The organism is Peribacillus sp. TH16 (assembly GCF_016651095.1).
Taxonomy (GTDB): Bacteria; Bacillota; Bacilli; order Bacillales; family DSM-1321; genus Peribacillus; species Peribacillus butanolivorans.
Genome location: NZ_JAEKEM010000002.1, coordinates 1,420,627 through 1,442,300 on the forward strand (window position 1 = coordinate 1,420,627; position 21,674 = coordinate 1,442,300).

Consider the following 21,674-nt stretch of genomic DNA (forward strand, 5'->3'; position numbering starts at 1 on the left):
AATAGTAAAAGCGACAGGACTATGTCCTGTCGCTCAGTTTGTAGACAAAAGGGGTCCAGAATGTTTTAATTCTGGACCCCTTTTGAAATTCCCTTTGAATTTTGATCAAGATTAAGAGATTGGGCCTCTACGAGCCCACTTTATTAAGCCATTATTGGACCTTGCCATGTCCAATTGGCAATCTTCTTTAAATTCATGGCAGCGAATGTAAGCATCGCCTGCATCGACAATTTTTTAAGTCCCCTTAAAGTAGTCCAACGCATACCATGCTTTTCTTTTGCATCTGCAAATACACGCTCTATTGTTTCTTTGCGTTTCGCATATATAGGTTTTACATCCTTGTGGTGACGCAGATGATCTGCTTCTTCCATATAATTTTGCCAGATATGGCGTGTCACCACTTTTTGATGGTCTTTGCTTACTGTACACTGTGATAAAAATGAGCATGTCGCACAAGTGTGTTTGGGTGATTTGTACTCGCGATAGCCCTCTTTATTTGTTGTTGAGTACTTTAAAATCTCGCCCGATGGGCAGAGATAACAATTAAAATGTTCATCGTAAACATAGTCATGCTTGCGAAAGAACCCTTCTTTTGTTCGTGGACGTGTATAGGGTAAAGCTGGTGTGATTTCTTTCCCAAAAAGGTAGCTTGTAATGGCTGGTGTTTTGTAAGCTGCATCTGCGGCAACAGCTTCAGGTTTTCCAACTTTCTCAATCACTTGTTCAACAAGAGGCTCTAAGATATGACTATCATGCGTATTTCCTGGTGTTACAATCGTCCCCAGCACAAAACCGTTGCGGTCTGCAGCCGCATGAAATGAATAGGCAAACTGTTTTGTTCGTTCATCTTTTACATAGTAGCCACTCTCAGGGTCAGTTGAACTTTCTTTAATTTCTTTGGTTTCTTCTTTATCAAATTTATCCGGTGGAAAAGGCTTCTTTCCATTGTTTTCACGATCTTGTTTTATTTCTTCTTGAAGGCGTCCTTGATATGCTCGTGTTTCCTTACGAACGATTTTCTTTTCGAATTTCCGCTTATTCGCACTGGCTTTCACATGTGTTGAATCAACGAATACGTGCTCTGCACTAATTAACTTTCTTTCTGAGGCTGTCATTAAGATACGATAAAAAATCTGTTCAAACAGGTCTGTATCTTTAAAGCGACGCTCATAATTTTTCCCGAACGTTGAGAAGTGAGGTACTTTATCATGGAAACCGTAACCTAAAAACCAACGGTAAGCCATATTCGTTTCAACTTCTTCAATCGTTTTACGCATCGAACGAATACCGAAGGTATATTGAATGAATGTCAATTTAACTAAAATAACTGGATCAATACTTGGGCGCCCTATCTCTGAATACATATCTTTCACCAAGTCATAAATGAAAGTGAAGTCAATGGCCCCCTCAATTTTACGAACCAAATGGTTCGCTGGCACCAGTTGATCCAAAGTAATCATTTCAAGTTGATCTCGCTGAATAGAATTATGTTTCGAAAGCATCGTCATCACCTCAAGTTTTAATACTTCTATATTAAAACAAAAAGGACTGTAGGCAAAAGTGGTTATATCTAATTGTTAAAACAAAGTTGATTGGAACGGAAGGTGCGAGACTCCTGCGGGAAATGCGTGTCCAAGGGAGACCCCACAGGCGCAAAGGCGCCGAGGAGGCTCCCTGACCGCCCGCGGAAAGCGAGTGCCTGGAGTGGAAATCAACGTCGAATTTTTACAACCCCTCAAAAAAACTGTAGACAAACTCGATTTTCATCGAGTTTGTCTACAGTCTGAAGCGACAGGACTATGTCCTGTCGCTTTTTTTATTTCAGGCTAGGCTCCCTGGTTTATATCCTTTTTACGCCTCTCTCTTTCCTCTTCCATCCTTTCAATATACTTCTGACCTTCCTTCTCAATCCAAGCATCATCTATAAGGCGTTCTTGCCTAGCTGTCCATATTGACATGACTGCACTAACGATGATTCCAATAAACACAAACCAGATCCATATTGGCATGTCCTTTTCCCTCCCAAATAAGTCTCCTAGTCATTTACTAGAGAATATGCAGAAACAAAAAAAATATGCTTCTTTCTCGATTGAGAAAGAAACATATTTCATTAAAATGTTGGTTTATAGAATGAACGGTTATCGAGTGCAAAGACTCTTTCCGTAAACTCACCCGGTTTTACTTTTTCCAATGCCCGGTCCATCATATTTATTTTGGCATCCATGTTATCTATATAATGAAGTACTTCTGCTTCCCTTACCATTGGTGGTTTAGGACTGCCCCATTCAGCTTTACCATGGTGACTTAATATTAAGTGCTTGAGGATCATGATTTCTTCTGCATCGATCCCTAATTCCTCTGCAGCTTTACCGACTTCATTTACCATGATGGTGATATGGCCTAGAAGGTTACCTTCAACCGTATATACAGTCGACACAGGTCCAGATAGTTCATGTACCTTTCCAAGGTCATGTAGAATGACCCCTGCATAAAGAAGATCCTTATCGAGCGAAGGATATAGGCTTGAAATGGCTTTAGCTAATCCCAGCATCGACACAACGTGATATGCGAGTCCTGACATATACTCATGGTGGTTCTTAGTAGCAGCAGGAAACGTCAAGAATTCATTCTGATATTTTTTGATAAGGTGTCTGGTCACCCTTTGGATATTTGGGTTCCTCATTTCGAAAATGAATTGAGTAATCGTTTCCATCATTTCATCCTGACTTAAAGGTGCCGTTTGAATCAAATCCGCTTTTGTGATGCCATCAGCATCCGCAGTAAGTCTAATATTACGGATCTTCAATTGGCTTCGTCCTCGATAATTCTGGACTTCCCCCTGAACTTTCACCGTAGCTTCTGCACTGTATGTTTTCTCATCAGTCTCGGAGACATCCCATAACTTAGCCTCAATCTCCCCAGTTTTATCAGACAAAATCAGTGTCAAAAACGGCTTTCCATTACTCGCAACCGCCTTTGTACTCGTTTTAATATACATATATATATCTACTACTTCACCAATTCCATAGTGAATAATCCCATTTCCCATGCGACTGCCTCCGTTCAATTAAATATCAACATTATAACATATCAACCCGATTAGTGCGTTTAGTTTCTATAATAAGTGATAGACAACCCGAAAGAAAAAGACTGGACAGATGAAACTTTTCATCCCATAAGAAAACCAGGCTCGAAGTCAAAGCCTGGTTTTCTTATGATTATCTATTCAACAGTTCTTATTCGGACAGTATGAGCATTTTTCCTGACCGTCAATCTGGTAATATAAACAGCATGTCACTCGTTTATAAGGATTCATGGACTCAGGAATGGTTTTTTCTCCAATGAATCGTTTAAATGGTGAATGCCTTTCTATATTCATCCAAATCTCATCTTCAAGCAGCCTTTCAATGTCCGTTTCAACTCGTGTTTTTATATCTGGCTGTTTCAGTAACTCGGCATACATCCATACCGTATAGCCCCAAATGTTCTCCCAGAGTACAAGTTTTGATATTTTAGTAGCTTTAGAAAGTGGAAGAATAGCTTCCGCACCAAACCTGCTTAATATGGATTTGAGTGCTAAAGGGCTATCCTTTTCCGAAACATCTCTCCAACTGTTATTTTTCAGCCAAAAGTTTGGCAGCCAATTTTTATCTTCGGGATTATCCAAGACACCCATGTCCTGAAGTGTACCATTCCAAGTAAGCCGATGCTTGCTGATCATGTACAATTGTGCCGTAACAAAAAAGGCATAACGTCTGAACCACATTGAGGCTGCAACTCTTGTCGTTTCCGCTCCAGTCCGGGCTTGTGCATACTGAAGCAGCCCATCAATATGATCAAACGACTTGGAAACTTGAGCTTCATCTTTGAGGGAAATCCGATACGTTTGCAGCTCTTTTTCTATAGAAGAAGAAAGTTTATGCATTTGCCAGCGCTTTTACCTGACTTTGGGCATAACGCCCCTTTCCAAACGGGATACACATTGGGCTGCCAAAAATCGGATCAAACGAAATTTTACACTTCATTCCGAATACTTGATGAACCATTTCAGGAGTGATTATATCCTCTGGCCGTCCCTGATCATATATCGCTCCATCTTTAAGAGCCACCAGATTATCCGCATAGCGGCAAGCCAGATTCAAATCATGAAGCACCATCACAATTGTTCGATTCTCAGATTCATTCAAATCGAATAATAAGTCCAAAATGTCGATTTGATGTGCCATATCAAGATATGTAGTCGGTTCATCCAATAAAATGATGTCCGTATCCTGCGCTAGGGTCATCGCTATCCAGGCCCTTTGCTTCTGACCTCCTGATAATTCATCGACCGCCCGATCCTTCAATTCTGTTAGGTTCGTTGCTTCAATTGCCTTTTGAACTTTTTCCTCATCCAAAGAGCTCCACTGCTTCAACCAGCTTTGATATGGATATCTTCCTTGTTTAACAAGTTGATAGACCGTAAGTCCTTCAGGGGCAATAGGCGATTGTGGAAGAATCGCCATCTTCCTTGCTACATCCTTCGATGACATGGAAGAAATAGCTTTTCCCTCAAGTAAAACTGAACCGGATTGAGGCTTTAACAAGCGGGCAACCGAACGAAGAAGTGTTGATTTCCCACATCCATTTGCACCAATGAATACGGTGATCTCCCCATGAGGTATTTCTATATTCATTTCATTTATAATTAATTTTTCACCATAACCGAGCGATAAAGACTGTGTGTTAATAGCTGGTCGCATTAAAATACTCCCCTTATTAGTCTAATAATATCAGTTTAATGAAAATGATTATCAATGTCAATTTTAAAAAAGATAAAAACAAAAAAACATAGTTTCTGTTCTTCTTTATGAATACAAAAATAATTATCCTTTAATAAAGTTATCCTTCGATTAAATATATGAAGAATCCTTAGTTAACATTAATATCATCCAATCAAAAATGAAAAAACTGAGTCCATTATTCAGACAAAGGTAATTTGCTGAAATAACACACAAGCTACATCGTTTAATTTAAGGCATTGCCATATCGGTTAAATAGTCCACCATCAACTTCTTGTTACATGGCACATCTACCTGTATCAGCTCTACTAGGCGGGAACTTAGTATGCAAGCATGTTAATTCTGCCACCACTTGAAATAAATGCGGGCTTTTCAGTAAGGATAGATGACCCTTCTTCATTTATAGGTAAAATCAAGAAAAAACAAAAAACCTCTCCTATATTGGGAGAGGGTTTTTTTCAACCAACAAGCAGGCGGTTTGTGCAATAAACCAATGATTCATTTCTAATTAGGAAGAACAAATCCTGATCGATAAAAGGAATTAGTTCCTCGGCAATATTCCATGCATTGACTTCTATTTGATAAAGGATATCTGGATTTTTCGTACAGGATAACTCCTCACTCAGCATAGCAAGATTCGGATCTAACGCGTGACCTAGCTCATGTGTGAAGATAATCCAGGTATACTCCTCAAGTCTTTCAAGCGAGCCTAGGACACCTTCGCACTGAATTTCGATATCTCTATTATATAAAGTGATTGTATGTTCTTCTGCAGAATACTTCCCCCCAACACACCGTTTATCAGGAAACTCCTTTTCGATGATTAACTGTAGAGAAGAATCATGATGGCTAACAAACTCATTCATATTCAATGCCTTCACTCTCTTTATTAGTAATTTAAATTTCATTATATTTCAGAAATAATTATATCCTTCTCATTTTGATGCAAAACTTGCTTAGATAGCCGAATTACTTGATTTTCTGTGAAATGTTCCAATACATGTTGGTGACATGTAAAAAAGAAAATTTGCCGCTTTTCCGACACCTTCTTCAATAATTCAAGCATCCGTTTTGTTCTTACCCCGTCAAAATTAACAAAACTATCATCAATGATGAGTGGGAATGAATCATCCTCAAAAGTATGATCAGCAAGCGCGAGCCTTAAGGAAACATAAATTTGCTCTGCTGTTCCACGGCTGACCTCCTCAGCACTGAAACTCAAGCCATCACTGCGCTCTACCCAAAGTCCATCACCTGACTGATCAAGGTTTATCTTCCTATAGCGCCCATTTGTTAAAAAGGCAAAATGTTGTTCTGCTTCAGCGATGACCTTCGGGAGACGTTCTCGTTTATATCGGTCTAAGGTTTTATTTAATAAGCTTTTGGCTATGGCAAATTTTGCCCATTCCTTCGCTTCCTCGTTAAAAGCCGCTTTTTCTTCATAAAAATGATGAAGTAAATCGTCATAAATACCTGAAGCCTCAAGCTGTTTGATTCTTTGCTTCGTATCGGACCGCTTCTCCAATAAAAGTGATTTTTCCTTTACTAAATCCTTACGCTTTTGTTCCAATTTTTCAAGAGTATATGTGCTGATTCCCTGTTTATAGAGAGTTTGAATCAGTTCAGACTGCATTCGGGATTGCCCTATTTGAATGTTTAGCAAATCATATTGTTTTTGCAACATGACTTTCTCCTCAGACAAGACCGCGTTTTGACGAAACTCTTCCTCACCCTTAACATGCGCTATGGCAAAAAGCTGTTCCTTTTCCACATCAAGATAGTCTTTTTCTATCGACAGCCGCTCTATTTCATTCGTTAAACGGCTCAGTTCCTGCATCCATTGTGTAAGTTGAACGTTTTTTTCCATCGTATTGTTTATTTCTCGTTTCAAAAGGCTGATTGCGTCCCTCCAAGTGGAGGGCTCCAGACCACTCCCTAGAGCAAATTGAAATAAAGCCTCCGATTTACCTTCAAACTCTGAATCTAAAAATTGATATTGTCTGATTTTTTCATGTTTCCTTTCAACGGCTTCCTTCCACTTCTCAAGCAATTCAAATACGGATTCAAGATTGATTTCCACTCCGGAATAAGGCATCCCCCAGCCATTAATGATGGTGCTCACCTCTTTATTTAGTCGGTCCCTGCTTGCTTCCCAGGCGGCGTATTCCTGGATAGTCGTTTCGAAGGCTTCCTCTCGCTCTTCATATTTAAACCGTTCATTTTCGAGCTGCCTTTGAAGACGGTAATCTTGTTCCAGCAGTTGCCCCATCGACTCTCCTTCAATCTCTCTGTTAGTTTTTGCCTCACTCTCAAATACAGCCCTTTTCCTTTTCGCTTCATCAAGTTGACGGGTAAACCCGGACAATATATCATCTCCCTTGAATAAAGACCTAGAAACTGCAAACAAAACGGCCGCTGTCAGAAGTATACTTCCTACTAATATCTGGTCACTGAAAAAACTTCCTATTGCACCCAAACAAAAAAGTCCTATTAAACTGCCATTTATGAGCAGCGAACGTTTGCGATTATTCTCCTCCTTCTTCTTCTGTAATTTTAATTGTTTTTCAAGCTCCAAAATTTGCTCATCAAGAAGCAGGATTTTAGCTTCTTCAGAACCGGTACTATTCTGCTTGTTATATAAAGACTCCAGCTTGTTTCTTTTTTCTTCTGTCAATAGCTGTTGCTTTATCTCCTTCAAGCGTGCTTCCGTCGTTTCTAGATTCCCTTTTTGCAATCCATATTTTTCATCGAGCTGTCTTTTATCATTTTGCAGACGATGCTTCTCCCTCTCTGCTTTTTTTACCTTTTCCTTATTGAATGTACTGATATCGAGTTTCCTGATTTCTTCATCAGAAACATCCCAGAATAATTCCTGCTTTACCTTTTCAATATTCTTTTCTTCCATCAGCCTTTCATGTTCCGCTTTGCGCATGTCCAACTCAAGCTTATCCAGCAATGACCCTTGGTCGATTGCATGTTCGATCCGTTCTTTATGATCCCTGATAAACGGGTTGATCTCGATTTGTACTAGATTTTGTTCAAGTTGCTCTACCTTCTCAGTCAAGGCGGCTAGTTGGGCATTAATTGGCATTCCAACTGCTTGTAACTGTTCAAACCTTTTTAAACCATCAACAGGAAAACTGACATCCTTAATCTTACTGTGTCTTGATTCAATTTCTTCCCGTTCCTCAAGCAACGGTTTAATTCGTAAAAAAGTACTCGAGTTAACATGGCTTACCTCTATCTCTTGGATCTGGTCCGTGATTTCAGAAAGTTCACCTGTAAGTTTTGTTTCTTCCAGCAGTAAAGCCGTATATGACTTTTGTTCATCTTCTGCCGCTTTCACCTTTTTTTGAACTTCTCTGAGTTCTTTTAATCTGACATTTAGTAGAGGTTTATGACCTGATGGCTTGAACCTGAGATCCAATTCTTTTTGCAGCTTCGTTTCTGCCTCGAGAAGTTTATCGTTCCCAATCAGCCCGGCTGAAAGCAAATATTTACTCATGGTTCCTTCACTGAGTGTATGTAATCCCTGCAGACCCTGAAGGTCGAAAGAAAAAATGGCTTGGTAATAGTTTTTATCAACTCCATGGAGAATATCATTCAGTTCTTGCTCGCCTCCAACCCTCCCGTTTTCGAAAGTCACTTTCACATCACCGGTGGCTTTTCCCTTCACCCGTTCAATAAAGATTTCCCCGTCCTTTTTTGTGATGAGAGTGAGTCTCCCGCCATATTTGGCATGCATTTTAGGCTCGTAACGCGGTTCATTTTGAACTTTTGTTGGAAACCCAAAAAGAATACTATGAATGAAAGACATAATTGTGGATTTGCCCGATTCATTTTCTCCAAAGAAGATTTGCAGCTGTTTCATTTCTGGAAAACGTTGATTTTCCAGTTTGCCATAACCATAAACATGGAGGTCTTTAATTATCAAACCATTTTCCTCCTTTTTATAAATATCCTTTTGATTCAAAAACCTGCAAAAGCCATCTTTCTGCTTCATCCATAAGCTCCTGCTGCTCTTCTGCCTCTAAGGAATCAAGGAATCTTCTTGCTCCTGGCTGCTTATAAAGCGGTGACAGGGCAGTCTCAATATCCTCAAATTCAGAAGCAAGCATTGATATTTCAGCCACAAACGGCGTTATTTTTTCTCTCGAACTTACCACGGATATAGGCTGAATGATTTTGATTCTATACAGCCAAACAAACGACTCACCTTGCTCCTCATCCTGTAAAATCCTGGTCAATTCTTCAAGAATTTCACCATAATAGTTTACCGAACCTACAATGTCCAACTTTATCTCTAAAAGATAGCATCTACCATCAAAGCGCTTTTTCTCAAGAATATCCTTGCATACCTTATACAGAGCATCAAAATTTGAATCTGCAGAAATTTTTATTGTTTCACTTTCCCATATCACCCCGGAGGTTTCGATAAAGGAATGTCGCTTAGTGTCACCGTCCAGTTCGACTAGTAGGCAGCCTTTTACGCCAGACTCCTTACGATTTCTACCTTGAATATTCCCTGGGTAAATTACAAGCGGATTTTCTGATACCACCTGATGCTTATGAATATGGCCTAATGCCCAGTAATCAAAATCTTTGGCACAAAGTTCCTTTAGCGAAAAAGGGGCATATGGGCTATGCTCAGAATTTCCTTCTAAATTGCCATGAAGTAGACCGATATGGTAATCTGCCCCTTCAGCTTTTATGTATGTTTCGATCATTCGCTCTGTTACATGACGCCGTGGATAACTAAATCCATAAAGGTGGACAGACGTTCCATCGCTTTTTTGAAATAATTTCACTTCGGTTTGCCCCGAAAAAACGTGAACATTTCCCGGAAGCTCAACCATGACCCATGATCCGCTGAGATGATCATGATTTCCATGAATGATAAAGGCTGGAATCTGGTGTTGCTGAAGTTTTTCCATTTCGCTTCGAAAGCGGACCTGTGTCCGAAGACTTCGATTTTCCCCATCAAATAAATCACCCGATAACACAATAAAGTCAACCTGATGGAAAATTGCCTCATTAATCATTTTTTGAAAGGCCTTAAAAGGACTTTCTCTTATTTCCTTTAATAAAGATGGCGGCATATCCTTCAATCCGGAAAAAGGACTATCCAAATGTAGATCGGCCGCATGAATGAACTTCACACTGCTCACTGAAATCACCTCGGTTCCTAACATCAATTTACTTTTATTTTAACATAAATAGAACATACTTTCTCATCCGAATTACAGTACTGCCGTTATAGTAATGGATCGGGATAACCAGTATCGGCAATTTCAGGAGAAAAAAGACCGAATGGCAGACACTTTGTTTCGTGCACAGCATTCGGTCTCTACTATTTATTTAAAAATATCCATACTTAAGTAACGTTCACCATTATCCGGTGCAATGCAAAGGACACGTTTTCCAGTTCCAAGACGACGAGCTTCCTGAAGGGCAGCCCAGACAGAGGCACCGCTTGAAGGCCCGATTAATATACCTTCCTTCGCAGCCATATCCTTCATCGTCGAAATCGCATCTTCATCTGCCGCTTGCACAATTTCATCAAGTACTTCGGTATTTAAAATGCTTGGTACAAAACCAGGGCTTGTACCTACCAGCTTATGGGGACCTGGCTTCCCTCCTGAAAGAACAGGAGAACCTTTAGGCTCGACAACGACGACTCTTAAATCAGGAAGTTGTTCTTTTAACGCTTCACCCGTTCCTGTAATCGTTCCACCTGTTCCAGCAGTTGCGACAAACACGTCCAACTTGCGGTCCATCTGCTCTAAGATCTCGACCGCTGTCGTTACTCGATGTATATCAGGATTGGCTTTGTTTTCAAATTGCTGAGGAATAAAGCTATTAGGAATCTCTGCAGCAAGTTCTTCGGCTTTACGAATTGCTCCTGGCATCCTTTCTGACGCAGGAGTGAGGACAACCTCCGCTCCGTATGCTTTTAATATGTTAATTCTTTCTTTTGACATATTATCCGGCATGACCATAATAGCCCGATAGCCTTTTGCTGCAGCATTCATTGCAAGTCCGATACCTGTATTTCCAGAGGTGGGTTCAATGATTGTTGCTCCAGATTGAATAATTCCATCCAGTTCAGCCTGCCTAATTAAGTTAAAGGCAGCCCGATCTTTTACGCTGCGACTCGGATTAAAATATTCAAGTTTCACATATACTTCCGCGTCACCCTCTGCTGTTAAATGATTAATTCTAACAACTGGTGTATCTCCTATCAATTCCGTAATATTATTTACGATTTTTACTGTCATTCAAAAAAGTCTCCTTTCGGCTTATGCACTTTCTACTACATTATTATATCATTTATGATTTTTTGTTTTAAGGAAAGAATTCCGCTTAAATAAATAGGTTTAATTTTCATTCTGTCCAAATCAGTGTCCAAAAATAAAAAGCATACTCATAGAGCCCTGTAGGCTATAGAGTAGCCTTTCTCATTATTTACCAGCTTTTATTTCTTTTAAATCTTGTTCGATATATTTCTTTTCAATCACTAAGGATGTATCCCGTTTCTTATATATTCCCCACTTAATATTGAAAGTCTGCTTGTTTCTGATGCGGCTATGCACAGTCAGGCGTCGCTTCTGATAAAATGAAGTCGGATTTTTCAAAAGCGGCCTGAATGAAAACGGAATCTATTGATATTCTATAAATTAATAATGTTTACTAAATATATTTTCCTTACATAGTAATAGTCAAAATTTACAGAAAATGATAAAATTTTCAATAACCGTTTAAATATTACGAAAAAAACAGTCTATTATTTGAAAAGGGAGTTTTGAAAATGAGCAGAATATACAAATTAACCGTATTTGAACCGTCAGGGGAAAAACTCTTGGATGAATCATTTACGGCTGAGAATGATGAACATGCAAAAGAATTAGGTCAAAATTTATTAAATGAAAAAAACTATCAAGATCAAACACATCGCTGTACATCACCCGCAGGCGCGTTATTACTTTTTCATCGTTGATTGGAAAAATGGAAGCGTGATCATTTAGATGTCGACTAAGTTTTATACATCTTCTTTCTGATTATATAAAAAGGCAGTCACAATATCGTGACTGCCTTTTCCGTTTCATTTTCCGATAAAATTTGGTCTTCTTTTTTCAACGAAAGCCTTTATTCCTTCTTGGTGATCCGCTGTTTGGCGCATTTTAAATTGGGCAGCCTTTTCAATTTCAAGCATCTTTATTAATAATGGACGATTTTTTTCACTTAGAATCTTTTTCGTCTTGATCATCGCTTGAACAGGACTTTTCAGCCATCCTTGTACTTTTCTCTCTACCGCCTGCTCCAAAGTTCCATCTGCTATTTCGTGAATGAGGCCTTTTTCTTTAGCCTCCAGCGCTGTTAGCACTCTACCTTCCCAGATTAATTCTTTCGCCCCCACTTCACCAAGACGTCGCTCAAGGAAGAAATGTCCACCCCCATCAGGAATTAATCCAATGCCGATAAAGTTCATGGCAACCTTACTTTCTGAGTCAGCAATAAGATGGTCAGTTGCAAGCGCAATACTCAAACCAAGACCTGCTGCTGCACCGTGAATGGCACTGATTGTCAATTTAGGCATGAAATATAAGGTTGTTACTAATTCACTAATTCCATCCATCAGGTCATTAAAACCATCTTCTTTATCAGGTGCGAGCATCATTTTAATATCTCCGCCTGCTGAAAAAGCTTTCCCATTGCCTTTTAAAATGACGACGTCCACGTCCTCATTCTCACTTACTTCTTTAAGAGCAAAAATAAAATCATTTAGCATTTGCGGATTTAATGCATTCATAGCCTCTGGACGATTCATTGCAACAGTTGCTGTTCGTTCCGAATATGTGACTAAAACCGTACCTGAATTTAATGATGTTTCATTACTCAATCTATTTCCTCCTCTTTCATTCTATAAATTTATTATATATGCTCACTCTACTATCGTAATAGAAAAAAGTTATATTTATTCAATTTTACCTTTTATTTCTTAATATATTTATCCTGAAGCTGATCACGCAACGCCCTTTTCAAGAACTTCCCTACACCCGTTTTTGGAATATCATCCAAAAAGACTACTTCATCCGGTAACCACCACTTAGCAAACTGCGGTTTTAAAAATTCTATTATGTCTTCTTGTGATACCTGCTCTTTATATGCATCCTTCAAGACAACACAAGCAATTGGGCGTTCCTGCCATTTTTCATGAGGCACTGCAATGACTGCCGCCTCAAAGATACCCTCATGAGCCATTAATGTATTCTCTATATCTACAGAGGAAATCCACTCTCCACCGCTTTTGATTAAGTCCTTCGTCCGATCGACAATTTTCACAAAGCCTTCCTCATCTATCGTGACAACATCTCCGGTATAAAGCCAGCCATCTATAAACGTCCCCTCGGATCGCTCATCTTTAAAATACTCATCCGCTATCCATGGACCCCTTATAAGTAATTCTCCCATTTCTTTTCCATCCGCTTTCACTTCACCATCCTGCCCGACAACTTTAATTTCGATCATCGGCGAGACAAGCCCCTGCTTGGCCTTCAACTCATAAAGTTCATCCTCAGGTAAGTCTTCCTGATAGCTTTTTGGTTTGGAAACAAATACGAGCGGGCTTGTTTCCGTCATACCATAAGCATGCAGGAATGGAATACTGTACTTTTGCTCAAAAGTTTTAATCATGCTTTTTGGAGCCGCCGACCCTCCGCATAAAACAGCGCGAATACTGCTCGTATCATGGCTACCTTCTTCAAGCTCCTTCAACAACCCAAGCCAAATCGTCGGAACTCCTGCAGCGATTGTGACCTTTTCCGTTTCTATAAGCTCTGCCAAAATTTTCGGGGTAAAGTTCGGTCCCGGTAAAACCATCTTTGTGCCAAACCAAACACTCGCAAATGGCATTCCCCATGCATTAACGTGAAACATTGGTACGACTGGCAAAGCCACATCCCGTTCGCTTATTGCTGTAGAATCAGCAAGTCCCAGCGCAATCGCATGCAACAAAATTCCGCGATGTGAATAAACCACACCCTTTGGATTTCCTGTCGTGGCGGATGTATAACACATGCCGGCAGGTGCATTTTCATTTAAATCCTGAATGAATGTCTGCTTAGGATTCCCTTCAGCCAATAACTTTTCATAATGGTAAACAGGTGATAGTGTCGTTTCAGGCAGTTCATCATTATCAGTCATAATGATGTAGCCTTCTACCGTTGTTAACTCATCTTTAATCGTTTCCAACATTGGGATGACATCAGGATCTATTAGCAATAATCGATCCTCCGCACTATTGACGATATAAGAAACATGCTGAGGAGACAGACGCATATTAATTGTATGTAGGACAGCCCCATGACAAGGAATCGCAAAATATGCTTCCAAGTGCCGATGATGATTCCATGCAAGTGTTCCGATCCGGTCACCTGTCTTGATACCGAATTTTTCAAGGTTACTCGCTAGCCTTCTTGTACGCTCAGCAATTTTTGCATATGTAAAAGTGTGAATTCCACCGTCCGTACGCGAAACTACCTCTTTTTTTGGAAAATATTTTTCAGCTCTCTCAATGATTTGCGTCATAATCAATGGAGTATCCATCATAACAATCTCCCCCTTCTCTAGAAAACGCTTTCACATATATATTCGACCAGAAAAAAAATAATCCTTTTTCCCTAGGTTCGGTTTTACATTTTATTTTAAGACTCTGGTTTACATTATTGGTTAAACAAAAAAAGGACCTTAAACTTGATCCTTTGTCTGTCTTATTCAGTTCTTACAACCCATAACTCTAGAGGGACCTAAAAAAGAAAATCGCCGTCAAAAATTGGGAATTCCCTAATATCCATCGTCTTAAAAATGGATATTCAGTACTATGAGATGGCCTTAGAACCGTCAGGAAGAGAATCTCAGATAATGCCTTAAAAGAAAAACTACAATATTTATTTATTTATTTATTTAAGGTTAAAAAGTCAATTAACTATTCTTTCCCTTATTGACTTCTACCTTAAAGCTTTAATACCGCTAGGTACATGAATTAAGATGCTATATAGAAGCCTTGGTCAGCTCCTTTAAATAAATCAAGGATTCTTCTGCATAGGTATAAATTAGGTTCATTGCTGGATATCCTTTACCTGCTTGGAAAGGATCAACCCCTGGAGCCATACATTCCACAACAATATGACCATTAAAACCAGATTTATTTATACCGGATGCAAATTGTCCAAAATCAATATGTCCCCTGCCAAGAGCTCGCCTGTTGCTATCCGCTACATGGATAATTTCTAGGTGTTCTTTTGTTTTCAGAAATGGTGTTTCCATATCTTCTTCTTCAATATTCATATGGTATGTATCCAATAGCATTTTCACTTTCGGATTACTTACCTCTTGAACAAAGAGCAATGCGTCATCTCCGCTGTTTACTATACAGCTTTCATACCTATTTAATGGTTCAATCACAAGTGTAATATCTAATTCACCTGCTTTTTCTACTAATTTCTGGACGGAATCAATGGCCCATTTCCAATCCTCTCCATTTAATCCCATCGGCGAAGTTTTTCCGACAGCAGAAGGACATACAACGAGGTATTTTCCTTCTACCTCCTTTACAGCCTCTATCTGTCTTTTAAAATACTCTATAGCTTTTTGACGATTTTCCGAGTGAGCATTGGCAAGGTCTTGTTCTTCATTTGGCCAGCCTGAATCTCCTGTCAAACCTCCAATTTCCAAAGACAATTCTTTGGAAAGATGTAAAAGGTCTTTCCACTTATAGTCATTCACAGCTGCTCGAATTTCTATTGCATCATATCCTGTTTGTGACACAAATTGCATAACCTTTTCTATAGGTATATCGCCGAAAATCCAGCTACATATTGAAAATTTCATTACGTTACTCCCTTATTGTTAGTAAGATCACTTCCAAAAAAGTTTTTCGTAAAACTTTTCTCTCTGACACTAACTGGCTTTCCAATTGCTGCACCTCGGACTGTTAATACTATTAACCTCGGGTGTTACCTATCAGTCAAAAAGCCTGCGCACTTTTAGTAACGTAGAAGTATTTTCTTAAATTTCCCGGCAAAATTTTCGCATCCGGCTCTAGAAGCCATTTCTATTTCAGCTGGTTCATATTATTCTTTCTTCCGTTTAATTAATATGTAGCAATTTGGTCAGTCTGCTTCAACTGAACCGGAATTCCCGTTTCTAGTGATTGTTTTGCAGCTTTAGCAATACGCTCAGCTTGTATGCCATCAAAGCCACTACAACTCACTTCAAGGTTTTCAAGACATGCCGATGAAAACTCAGTTACTTCATCTATATATGCTTGAGTGTAGCGTTCAAGGAAAAAGTAAAGCGGCTTTTCTTTCTTTACATGATCATTTGTTGAAACCTCAACAGTTGTTGCCCTGTTGTTATCCACTTGTGCAGTACCCTTATCCCCAAAAATCTCAAGACGTTGATCATATCCATAGACGGCACGGCGGCTATTATCGATAACCCCTAGTGCACCATTTGCAAATTTCAAAGTTATGATGGCTGTGTCAATATCGCCTGCTTCCTCAATAGCGGGGTCCACTAACACAGCTCCATTTGCGAACACCTCCACAACTTCACTGCCCATAACGTAGCGAGCCATGTCGAAGTCATGGATCGTCATATCCATGAACAATCCGCCTGAAGATTTAATATAATCAGCACTTGGCGGTTGAGGATCACGTGAAGTGATTCGCAAAATATGAGGTATCCCGATTTCACCTTCTTGAACGAGGTTTCGAATCTTACGAAAATTCGGATCAAAGCGACGGTTAAAACCAACTTGAAGCTTTACACCTGCACTTTTCACCGCAGTAAGTGCTTCTTCTGTTTCTTCCACTGAGAAGCTAATTGGCTTTTCACAGAAAATATGTTTTCCAGCTTTAGCCGCTTCTTTAATAATATTTGCATGTGTATTTGTTGGTGAGCATATAAACACTGCTTGGATTTCAGGATCACTAAGCAATTCAAGGTAATCCGTTGTCAATACTTCAATTCGTTTCTCTATCGCCCACTCTTCAAGATGTTCAATTGCAACATCCGAAACACTTTTAATTCGGATTTGCTGAATCACCTTCAAATTATCTACATGTAATCTTCCAATACGACCTGCTCCAATAATTCCAACAGTCAGTGTCATTGACCTAATCCCCCTAATTAAGCGCTTAACCTAATAAATAAAACACCGGGTTGTAACCGGTTGACTCATTAAGCTTAACTTTTTATTTCTTTTAAGTCTCTTACTGAATTACGTTCTATAAGTACTGGTGCAAGCATGATCCTATGCCCAGATTTATTCGGCTTTTCAATTGACAGCAACAGTTGATTAATGGCATAACTTGCCAATTCATCTATAGGTTGAGCGATTGTCGTTAAGCCTGGGTATGCTATTTCTGCATGTATGGTGTTATCAAAACCAATCACCGATATTTCATTAGGAATAGCTACATTTTCCTTTCGTGCTTCATTCATAAAAATGGCAGCAATTAAATCGGTTGACGCAAATACCGCAGTGGGCCTATTCTCTAATTTTAAAATTTCCTTGGCAGCTATTCTTGCGTCTTCAATTTTTGATTTAGAATGAATCACTTGTTCTTCATTCAACTTAATCCCCTCATCAATCAGTGATTGTTTAAAGCCCTCTAATCGAAGGTTTCCACTTGCACGGTTTAATTCGGCAATCACTGCAATATGCCTATGTCCTTTATCCAACAAATAACGCCCTGCAAGATATCCACCCCGTATATCATCTGTCGTAACAACATTAGTTGTAACAAAAGAGGGGTGATCGACTGAGAACATCAAGAGTGGGAAATTCCTGCTTTGAAGCTTCTTAAAAACCTCCCGATCATTCGGTTCAGTTGCGATGATAATTCCATCCACCTGTTTTTTTATAAGGAGCTCTAAATAGTCGTGTTCCCTTTCCCGTTGATAATCTGTGCTGCATAAAATAATGGCATAGCCAATTTCACGAGCATTATTTTCCAGGGCTCTCGCAACCTCAGCAAAAAAAGGGTTTGAAATATCAGGAACAAGCACTCCTATTGTGAATGTCTTCTTCCCTGTCAACGCAGCTGCAACAGTGCTTGGCTGATATTCAAGTTCTTGCATGATTTCCGTTACTCTATTTCTCGTTTTATCGCTAATTCGTCCTGTTTTATTTATCACCTTTGATACCGTGGCAATTGAGACGCCTGCCTTTTCTGCTACATCATAAATTGTAGGCTGCTTCATATGTTTTCAAAACTCCTCCAAAATATCCTTTACTTTATTTTAGCATGAAGGAATTTTGCGGGTACTATAGATTTCCTTATTTTGAAATACTTTTTAAGAAGTCTAATTTTTCTTCTGCATTTTTTACTGTTATGATGTCAATCCCGCTATCTAATCGCTCATCAATCTTGTCCCCATTTATTGCTTTCAAGGCATTTTCAACACCTTGATACCCCATGTTATATGGGCTCTGGGCTATGGTGCCAGCCAGCTTGCCTTCCAAAATGGATTCAACTGCTTCTTCCGTTCCATCAGTACCAATAACTTTAATATCCAGTGCTTTTGCTTCAACAGCACGCAATACACCTAATGCCATATCATCATTTGCTGCGAAAACACCTTTAACATCTCCATTTTTTTGCAAAATATTTTCCATTACTGACATCGCTTTTGTTTTATCACTATCTCCAGGTTGTTCTGCAACAACTTCCAGACCCGCTTCTTCAAGCGCTTCTTTCGCCCCTTTAATCCTCGCATCAGTAGCCGGATTGCCGAGTGCTCCTGAAATTAAAACCACTTTATCTCCTTTCTGAAGCATAGAAGCCAACAATTTCCCACCTTCCAAACCTGCAGTCCGGTTTTCTGTTCCGATAAAGGTTGTTTTTCCTTCAAAATCAGCATCTGAATCTATAAGTAATACAGGTACATTCTGAGCTGCGGTTTCTAACACCGGTACAACCGTTTCAGGTTGTGAAGGAGCGACTACGATTGCGCCAGGTGACTGATTTATTTGATCTTCAAGCATATTAACTTGCTGGATCACTTCCGACTCTGCAGATGGACCCACCACTGTTACAGTTACCCCAAGGTCCTTACCAGCAGCTTTTGCTCCCGCCTCTACATATTTCCAGTAAGGACTTGATAAAGTTTTTAAAACGACTGCTACACTTTCATCTTCACCGCCGCTCGCTTTTTTATCTGCGTCGCCGCAACCAGTCACTAATGCCATACACGTTACCATTAATGCCGCTCCAAACCATTTTAGTTTCCTATTCATTCTTCTACCTCCAAATTATAGTGATATACTTGAAATGAATTTATGATTGATTATCTTTTTTTACTTTTGCGTTGACGGAGTACGTCAACAAAAACGGCTGCGATAATTACAAAACCGATTACTGCCATTTGGAAATCAGCAGGCACGTTCAGAAGGTTTAAACCATTTCTGAGCACAGCAATGATCATTGCCCCAATTAATGTACCCCAGACAGTACCGACACCTCCCATGAAGCTAGCGCCACCAATAATGACTGCCGCTATTGCATCAAGTTCATATGATTGACCTGCAAGAGGGAATGCGGAATTTACTCGTCCAACCATTACAAGTCCTGCAAGACCTGCCATTAAACCACTAATTGTGTATACTATGATCAATACACGATCAACATTGATACCCGAGAGACGAGCGGCTTCTTTGTTACCACCGATTGCGTATATATATCGCCCTGTCTGTGTCCTTGTCAAGAAAATATGAAAGATGATATATACAGCGATTACTAGAAGGAAGCTAACAGGTATGGGACCTACAAATTCCCGTCCTAAAAATTGAATTAAATATGGAAAACCAGCAATTGGAGCCGCTGCCGTAATGATTAGTGCAATTCCACGTGCAATATTCATCGTACCAAGTGTAGAAATAAACGGGTGGGGCAAACGTAATTTCGTTAATAGCAATCCATTAATTAAACCGAATCCAGCGCCTACGAACAGACAGGCAAGAAGACCCAAGATTGGACTTAATCCCATCGTGACTGAAACAATTCCCATAACCATGATAGAGACTGCAAGAATGGAACCAACAGATAAATCAATACCGGCTGTTAAAATCGGAAGAAGCATGCCTATTGCAAGTATGGCGTTAATTGAAGACTGACGAGCAATATTCATGATATTGTTCAATGTCATAAACTTGTCCGATAGAAATGTCAGGACTGTCGTTAAAAGGATAAGACCGATTAATGGCCCAAATTTACTTACGTAAGTCTTAATGGTTCTACTCTGTTTTGGTGAATCATTCTCTGGTTTTTGTATGACTGCTTCATTCATAATTTCATCCTCCTGTTGCCGCCTTCATTATTCGCTCTTGAGAGGCTTCTCCAATTTCTAGGTCAGCGGTTATTTTCCCTTCACTCATCACTAAGACCCGATCACATATACCAAGAATTTCAGGAAGATCAGAAGATATCATCAGCACAATGGCACCGCTTTCAACTAACTGATTCATTAAGCGATAGACTTCAACTTTTGCACCAACATCAATCCCTCTTGTAGGTTCATCAAAGATATAAACCTTTGCTTTTGTGCATAACCATTTGGCAATAACGACTTTTTGCTGATTTCCCCCACTTAGATTTCTAGCATGAAGATCAATGTTATTTGGGCGAACTTTCAATTCCTTTATATAATTTATTGCTTCTTCACGTAGACCTTTTAAATCAACGAGTCTTAATTTATTCGTAAATTTATTCATATTAGCCATGGCAATATTAAAATCGAGCGGCTGATCCAGTAAGAGACCTTCACTTTTCCTATCCTCCGTTATAAAAGCAATGCCCGCATCAATTGCATCCCTAGGTGATTTGATTCGAACTTCCTTTCCATTTATGAAGACCTTTCCATTCCCCCGGTCATCTGCACTGAAAATAGCTCTTGCTAATTCTGTACGTCCAGCCCCAACTAGTCCGGAGATGCCGACTATCTCACCGTGTCGGATTGAAAAGCTTACTGGTTCTTTTGACCCGGCCACTTCCATGTTTTCAACCTTGAACCCTTCACCGCCAAGCGTAAATGATTGCTTAGGATATTTCTCATCCAGCGCCCGTCCAACCATCAACTCAATCCAATAATCAGTTTCTGTTGTCTTGACCGGTAGCGTTTCTATTTTAAATCCGTCGCGAAGGATGGTAAGCCTATCGCCCATTTCTCTGATTTCATCTAACCGATGGGAAATGAATACAATCGCAATGCCCTTTTGCGTAAGTTGTTCTACACATCGATATAACTGCTCCACTTCTGTTCCACTAAGACTGGAAGTCGGCTCATCCATAATGATTAATTTAACATCGAGAGTAAGCGCTTTCGCAATCTCCACAAGTTGTTGCTGACCGATTCCCAGCTCCCCCAATTGCTTATCTGCAAGTTCAGGGCTCTGGCCAAGCATCTCCAAACAGCGTTTTGCTTCCTTACGCATTTCATTTTGATTAAGTAATGAAAATTTTCCGCCACGTTTCAATTCCCTTCCAAGGAATATATTTTCATATACCTTTAATTCAGGAATGACATTCAATTCTTGATAGATCGTAGCAATTCCTAGATTCATAGCATCAAGGGGTGTATCAAGTTGGACAGAATTACCTTCCCAAAAAATTTCTCCGGAATCCTTTTCATATGCTCCTGTTAAAATTTTAATAAGTGTGGACTTACCTGCACCATTTTCCCCTAGTAATACATGAACTTCACCTGCCATTACATCTAAATCAATTCCTTTTAAAACATGGTTTTGACCAAAACTTTTTTTAATCCCTTTCATTTCGAGGAGATATCCTGAATGATTAACCATGTGCAAACCTCTTTTCGTCATTTACC

General features: G+C 39.6%; 18 protein-coding genes. 1 reads left to right on the forward strand and 17 read right to left on the reverse strand.

Features of this window, described 5'->3' with window-relative positions; all coding sequences use genetic code 11:
• Positions 1 to 143: 143 nt before the first annotated feature.
• The 9 genes from JFV29_RS06855 to cysK form a co-directional block, all read right to left on the reverse strand.
• A complete protein-coding gene (locus JFV29_RS06855) occupies positions 144 to 1,502 on the reverse strand; it encodes an IS1182 family transposase (protein WP_201181966.1) in 1,359 nt (452 codons plus the stop codon).
• A 324-nt stretch (positions 1,503 to 1,826) separates the two neighbouring features.
• Complete coding sequence (locus JFV29_RS06860) at positions 1,827 to 2,009, reverse strand: sporulation YhaL family protein (protein WP_053344914.1); 183 nt, start codon at positions 2,007 to 2,009, stop codon at positions 1,827 to 1,829.
• Positions 2,010 to 2,110: 101 nt separating this feature from the next.
• Complete coding sequence (yhaM, locus tag JFV29_RS06865) at positions 2,111 to 3,049, reverse strand: 3'-5' exoribonuclease YhaM (RefSeq protein ID WP_201181969.1); 939 nt, start codon at positions 3,047 to 3,049, stop codon at positions 2,111 to 2,113.
• Between the two features lie 177 nt (positions 3,050 to 3,226).
• Positions 3,227 to 3,925 carry a (2Fe-2S)-binding protein gene (locus tag JFV29_RS06870; protein ID WP_053344912.1) on the reverse strand — a complete coding sequence of 233 codons (699 nt, stop codon included), beginning with the start codon at positions 3,923 to 3,925 and terminating at the stop codon, positions 3,227 to 3,229.
• A complete protein-coding gene (locus JFV29_RS06875; protein ID WP_056528024.1) occupies positions 3,918 to 4,742 on the reverse strand; it encodes an ABC transporter ATP-binding protein in 825 nt (274 codons plus the stop codon). Before JFV29_RS06875 ends, JFV29_RS06870 begins: the two co-directional genes overlap by 8 nt.
• 497 nt (positions 4,743 to 5,239) lie before the next feature.
• Positions 5,240 to 5,689: a hypothetical protein gene (locus tag JFV29_RS06880; protein ID WP_242486111.1), complete on the reverse strand. Its 450-nt coding sequence runs from the start codon at positions 5,687 to 5,689 to the stop codon at positions 5,240 to 5,242.
• Positions 5,689 to 8,784, reverse strand: a complete 3,096-nt coding sequence (locus JFV29_RS06885; RefSeq protein WP_201181972.1) for an ATP-binding protein — start codon at positions 8,782 to 8,784, stop codon at positions 5,689 to 5,691. Before JFV29_RS06885 ends, JFV29_RS06880 begins: the two co-directional genes overlap by 1 nt.
• Positions 8,732 to 9,949, reverse strand: a complete 1,218-nt coding sequence (locus JFV29_RS06890; protein WP_201181975.1) for a metallophosphoesterase — start codon at positions 9,947 to 9,949, stop codon at positions 8,732 to 8,734. Before JFV29_RS06890 ends, JFV29_RS06885 begins: the two co-directional genes overlap by 53 nt.
• Before the next feature lie 186 nt (positions 9,950 to 10,135).
• A complete protein-coding gene (gene cysK, locus JFV29_RS06895; RefSeq protein WP_053344908.1) occupies positions 10,136 to 11,059 on the reverse strand; it encodes a cysteine synthase A in 924 nt (307 codons plus the stop codon).
• A 530-nt stretch (positions 11,060 to 11,589) separates the two neighbouring features.
• Between cysK and JFV29_RS06905 the strand changes: the two genes are divergently transcribed.
• Entirely contained in the window at positions 11,590 to 11,778 is a 189-nt protein-coding gene (locus JFV29_RS06905; RefSeq protein WP_056528009.1) for a YhzD family protein, read from the forward strand.
• A gap of 105 nt (positions 11,779 to 11,883) precedes the next feature.
• Here JFV29_RS06905 and JFV29_RS06910 read toward each other — a convergent pair whose 3' ends face one another.
• From JFV29_RS06910 to JFV29_RS06945, 8 genes are all read right to left on the reverse strand, one after another.
• Positions 11,884 to 12,681, reverse strand: a complete 798-nt coding sequence (locus tag JFV29_RS06910) for an enoyl-CoA hydratase (RefSeq protein WP_201181981.1) — start codon at positions 12,679 to 12,681, stop codon at positions 11,884 to 11,886.
• A 92-nt stretch (positions 12,682 to 12,773) separates the two neighbouring features.
• Entirely contained in the window at positions 12,774 to 14,390 is a 1,617-nt protein-coding gene (locus JFV29_RS06915; protein WP_201181984.1) for a long-chain fatty acid--CoA ligase, read from the reverse strand.
• Between the two features lie 441 nt (positions 14,391 to 14,831).
• Positions 14,832 to 15,671: a sugar phosphate isomerase/epimerase family protein gene (locus tag JFV29_RS06920; protein ID WP_201181987.1), complete on the reverse strand. Its 840-nt coding sequence runs from the start codon at positions 15,669 to 15,671 to the stop codon at positions 14,832 to 14,834.
• Positions 15,672 to 15,933: 262 nt separating this feature from the next.
• On the reverse strand, positions 15,934 to 16,956 hold the full coding sequence (gene iolG / locus JFV29_RS06925) for an inositol 2-dehydrogenase (protein ID WP_201181990.1): 1,023 nt from the start codon (positions 16,954 to 16,956) through the stop codon (positions 15,934 to 15,936).
• Between the two features lie 74 nt (positions 16,957 to 17,030).
• Positions 17,031 to 18,050, reverse strand: a complete 1,020-nt coding sequence (locus JFV29_RS06930; protein WP_056527995.1) for a LacI family DNA-binding transcriptional regulator — start codon at positions 18,048 to 18,050, stop codon at positions 17,031 to 17,033.
• Between the two features lie 76 nt (positions 18,051 to 18,126).
• On the reverse strand, positions 18,127 to 19,086 hold the full coding sequence (locus JFV29_RS06935) for a sugar ABC transporter substrate-binding protein (protein ID WP_201181992.1): 960 nt from the start codon (positions 19,084 to 19,086) through the stop codon (positions 18,127 to 18,129).
• A gap of 50 nt (positions 19,087 to 19,136) precedes the next feature.
• Complete coding sequence (locus JFV29_RS06940; RefSeq protein ID WP_056527988.1) at positions 19,137 to 20,135, reverse strand: ABC transporter permease; 999 nt, start codon at positions 20,133 to 20,135, stop codon at positions 19,137 to 19,139.
• Positions 20,136 to 20,139: 4 nt separating this feature from the next.
• Positions 20,140 to 21,648 carry a sugar ABC transporter ATP-binding protein gene (locus JFV29_RS06945; RefSeq protein ID WP_056527985.1) on the reverse strand — a complete coding sequence of 503 codons (1,509 nt, stop codon included), beginning with the start codon at positions 21,646 to 21,648 and terminating at the stop codon, positions 20,140 to 20,142.
• Positions 21,649 to 21,674: the final 26 nt, after the last annotated feature.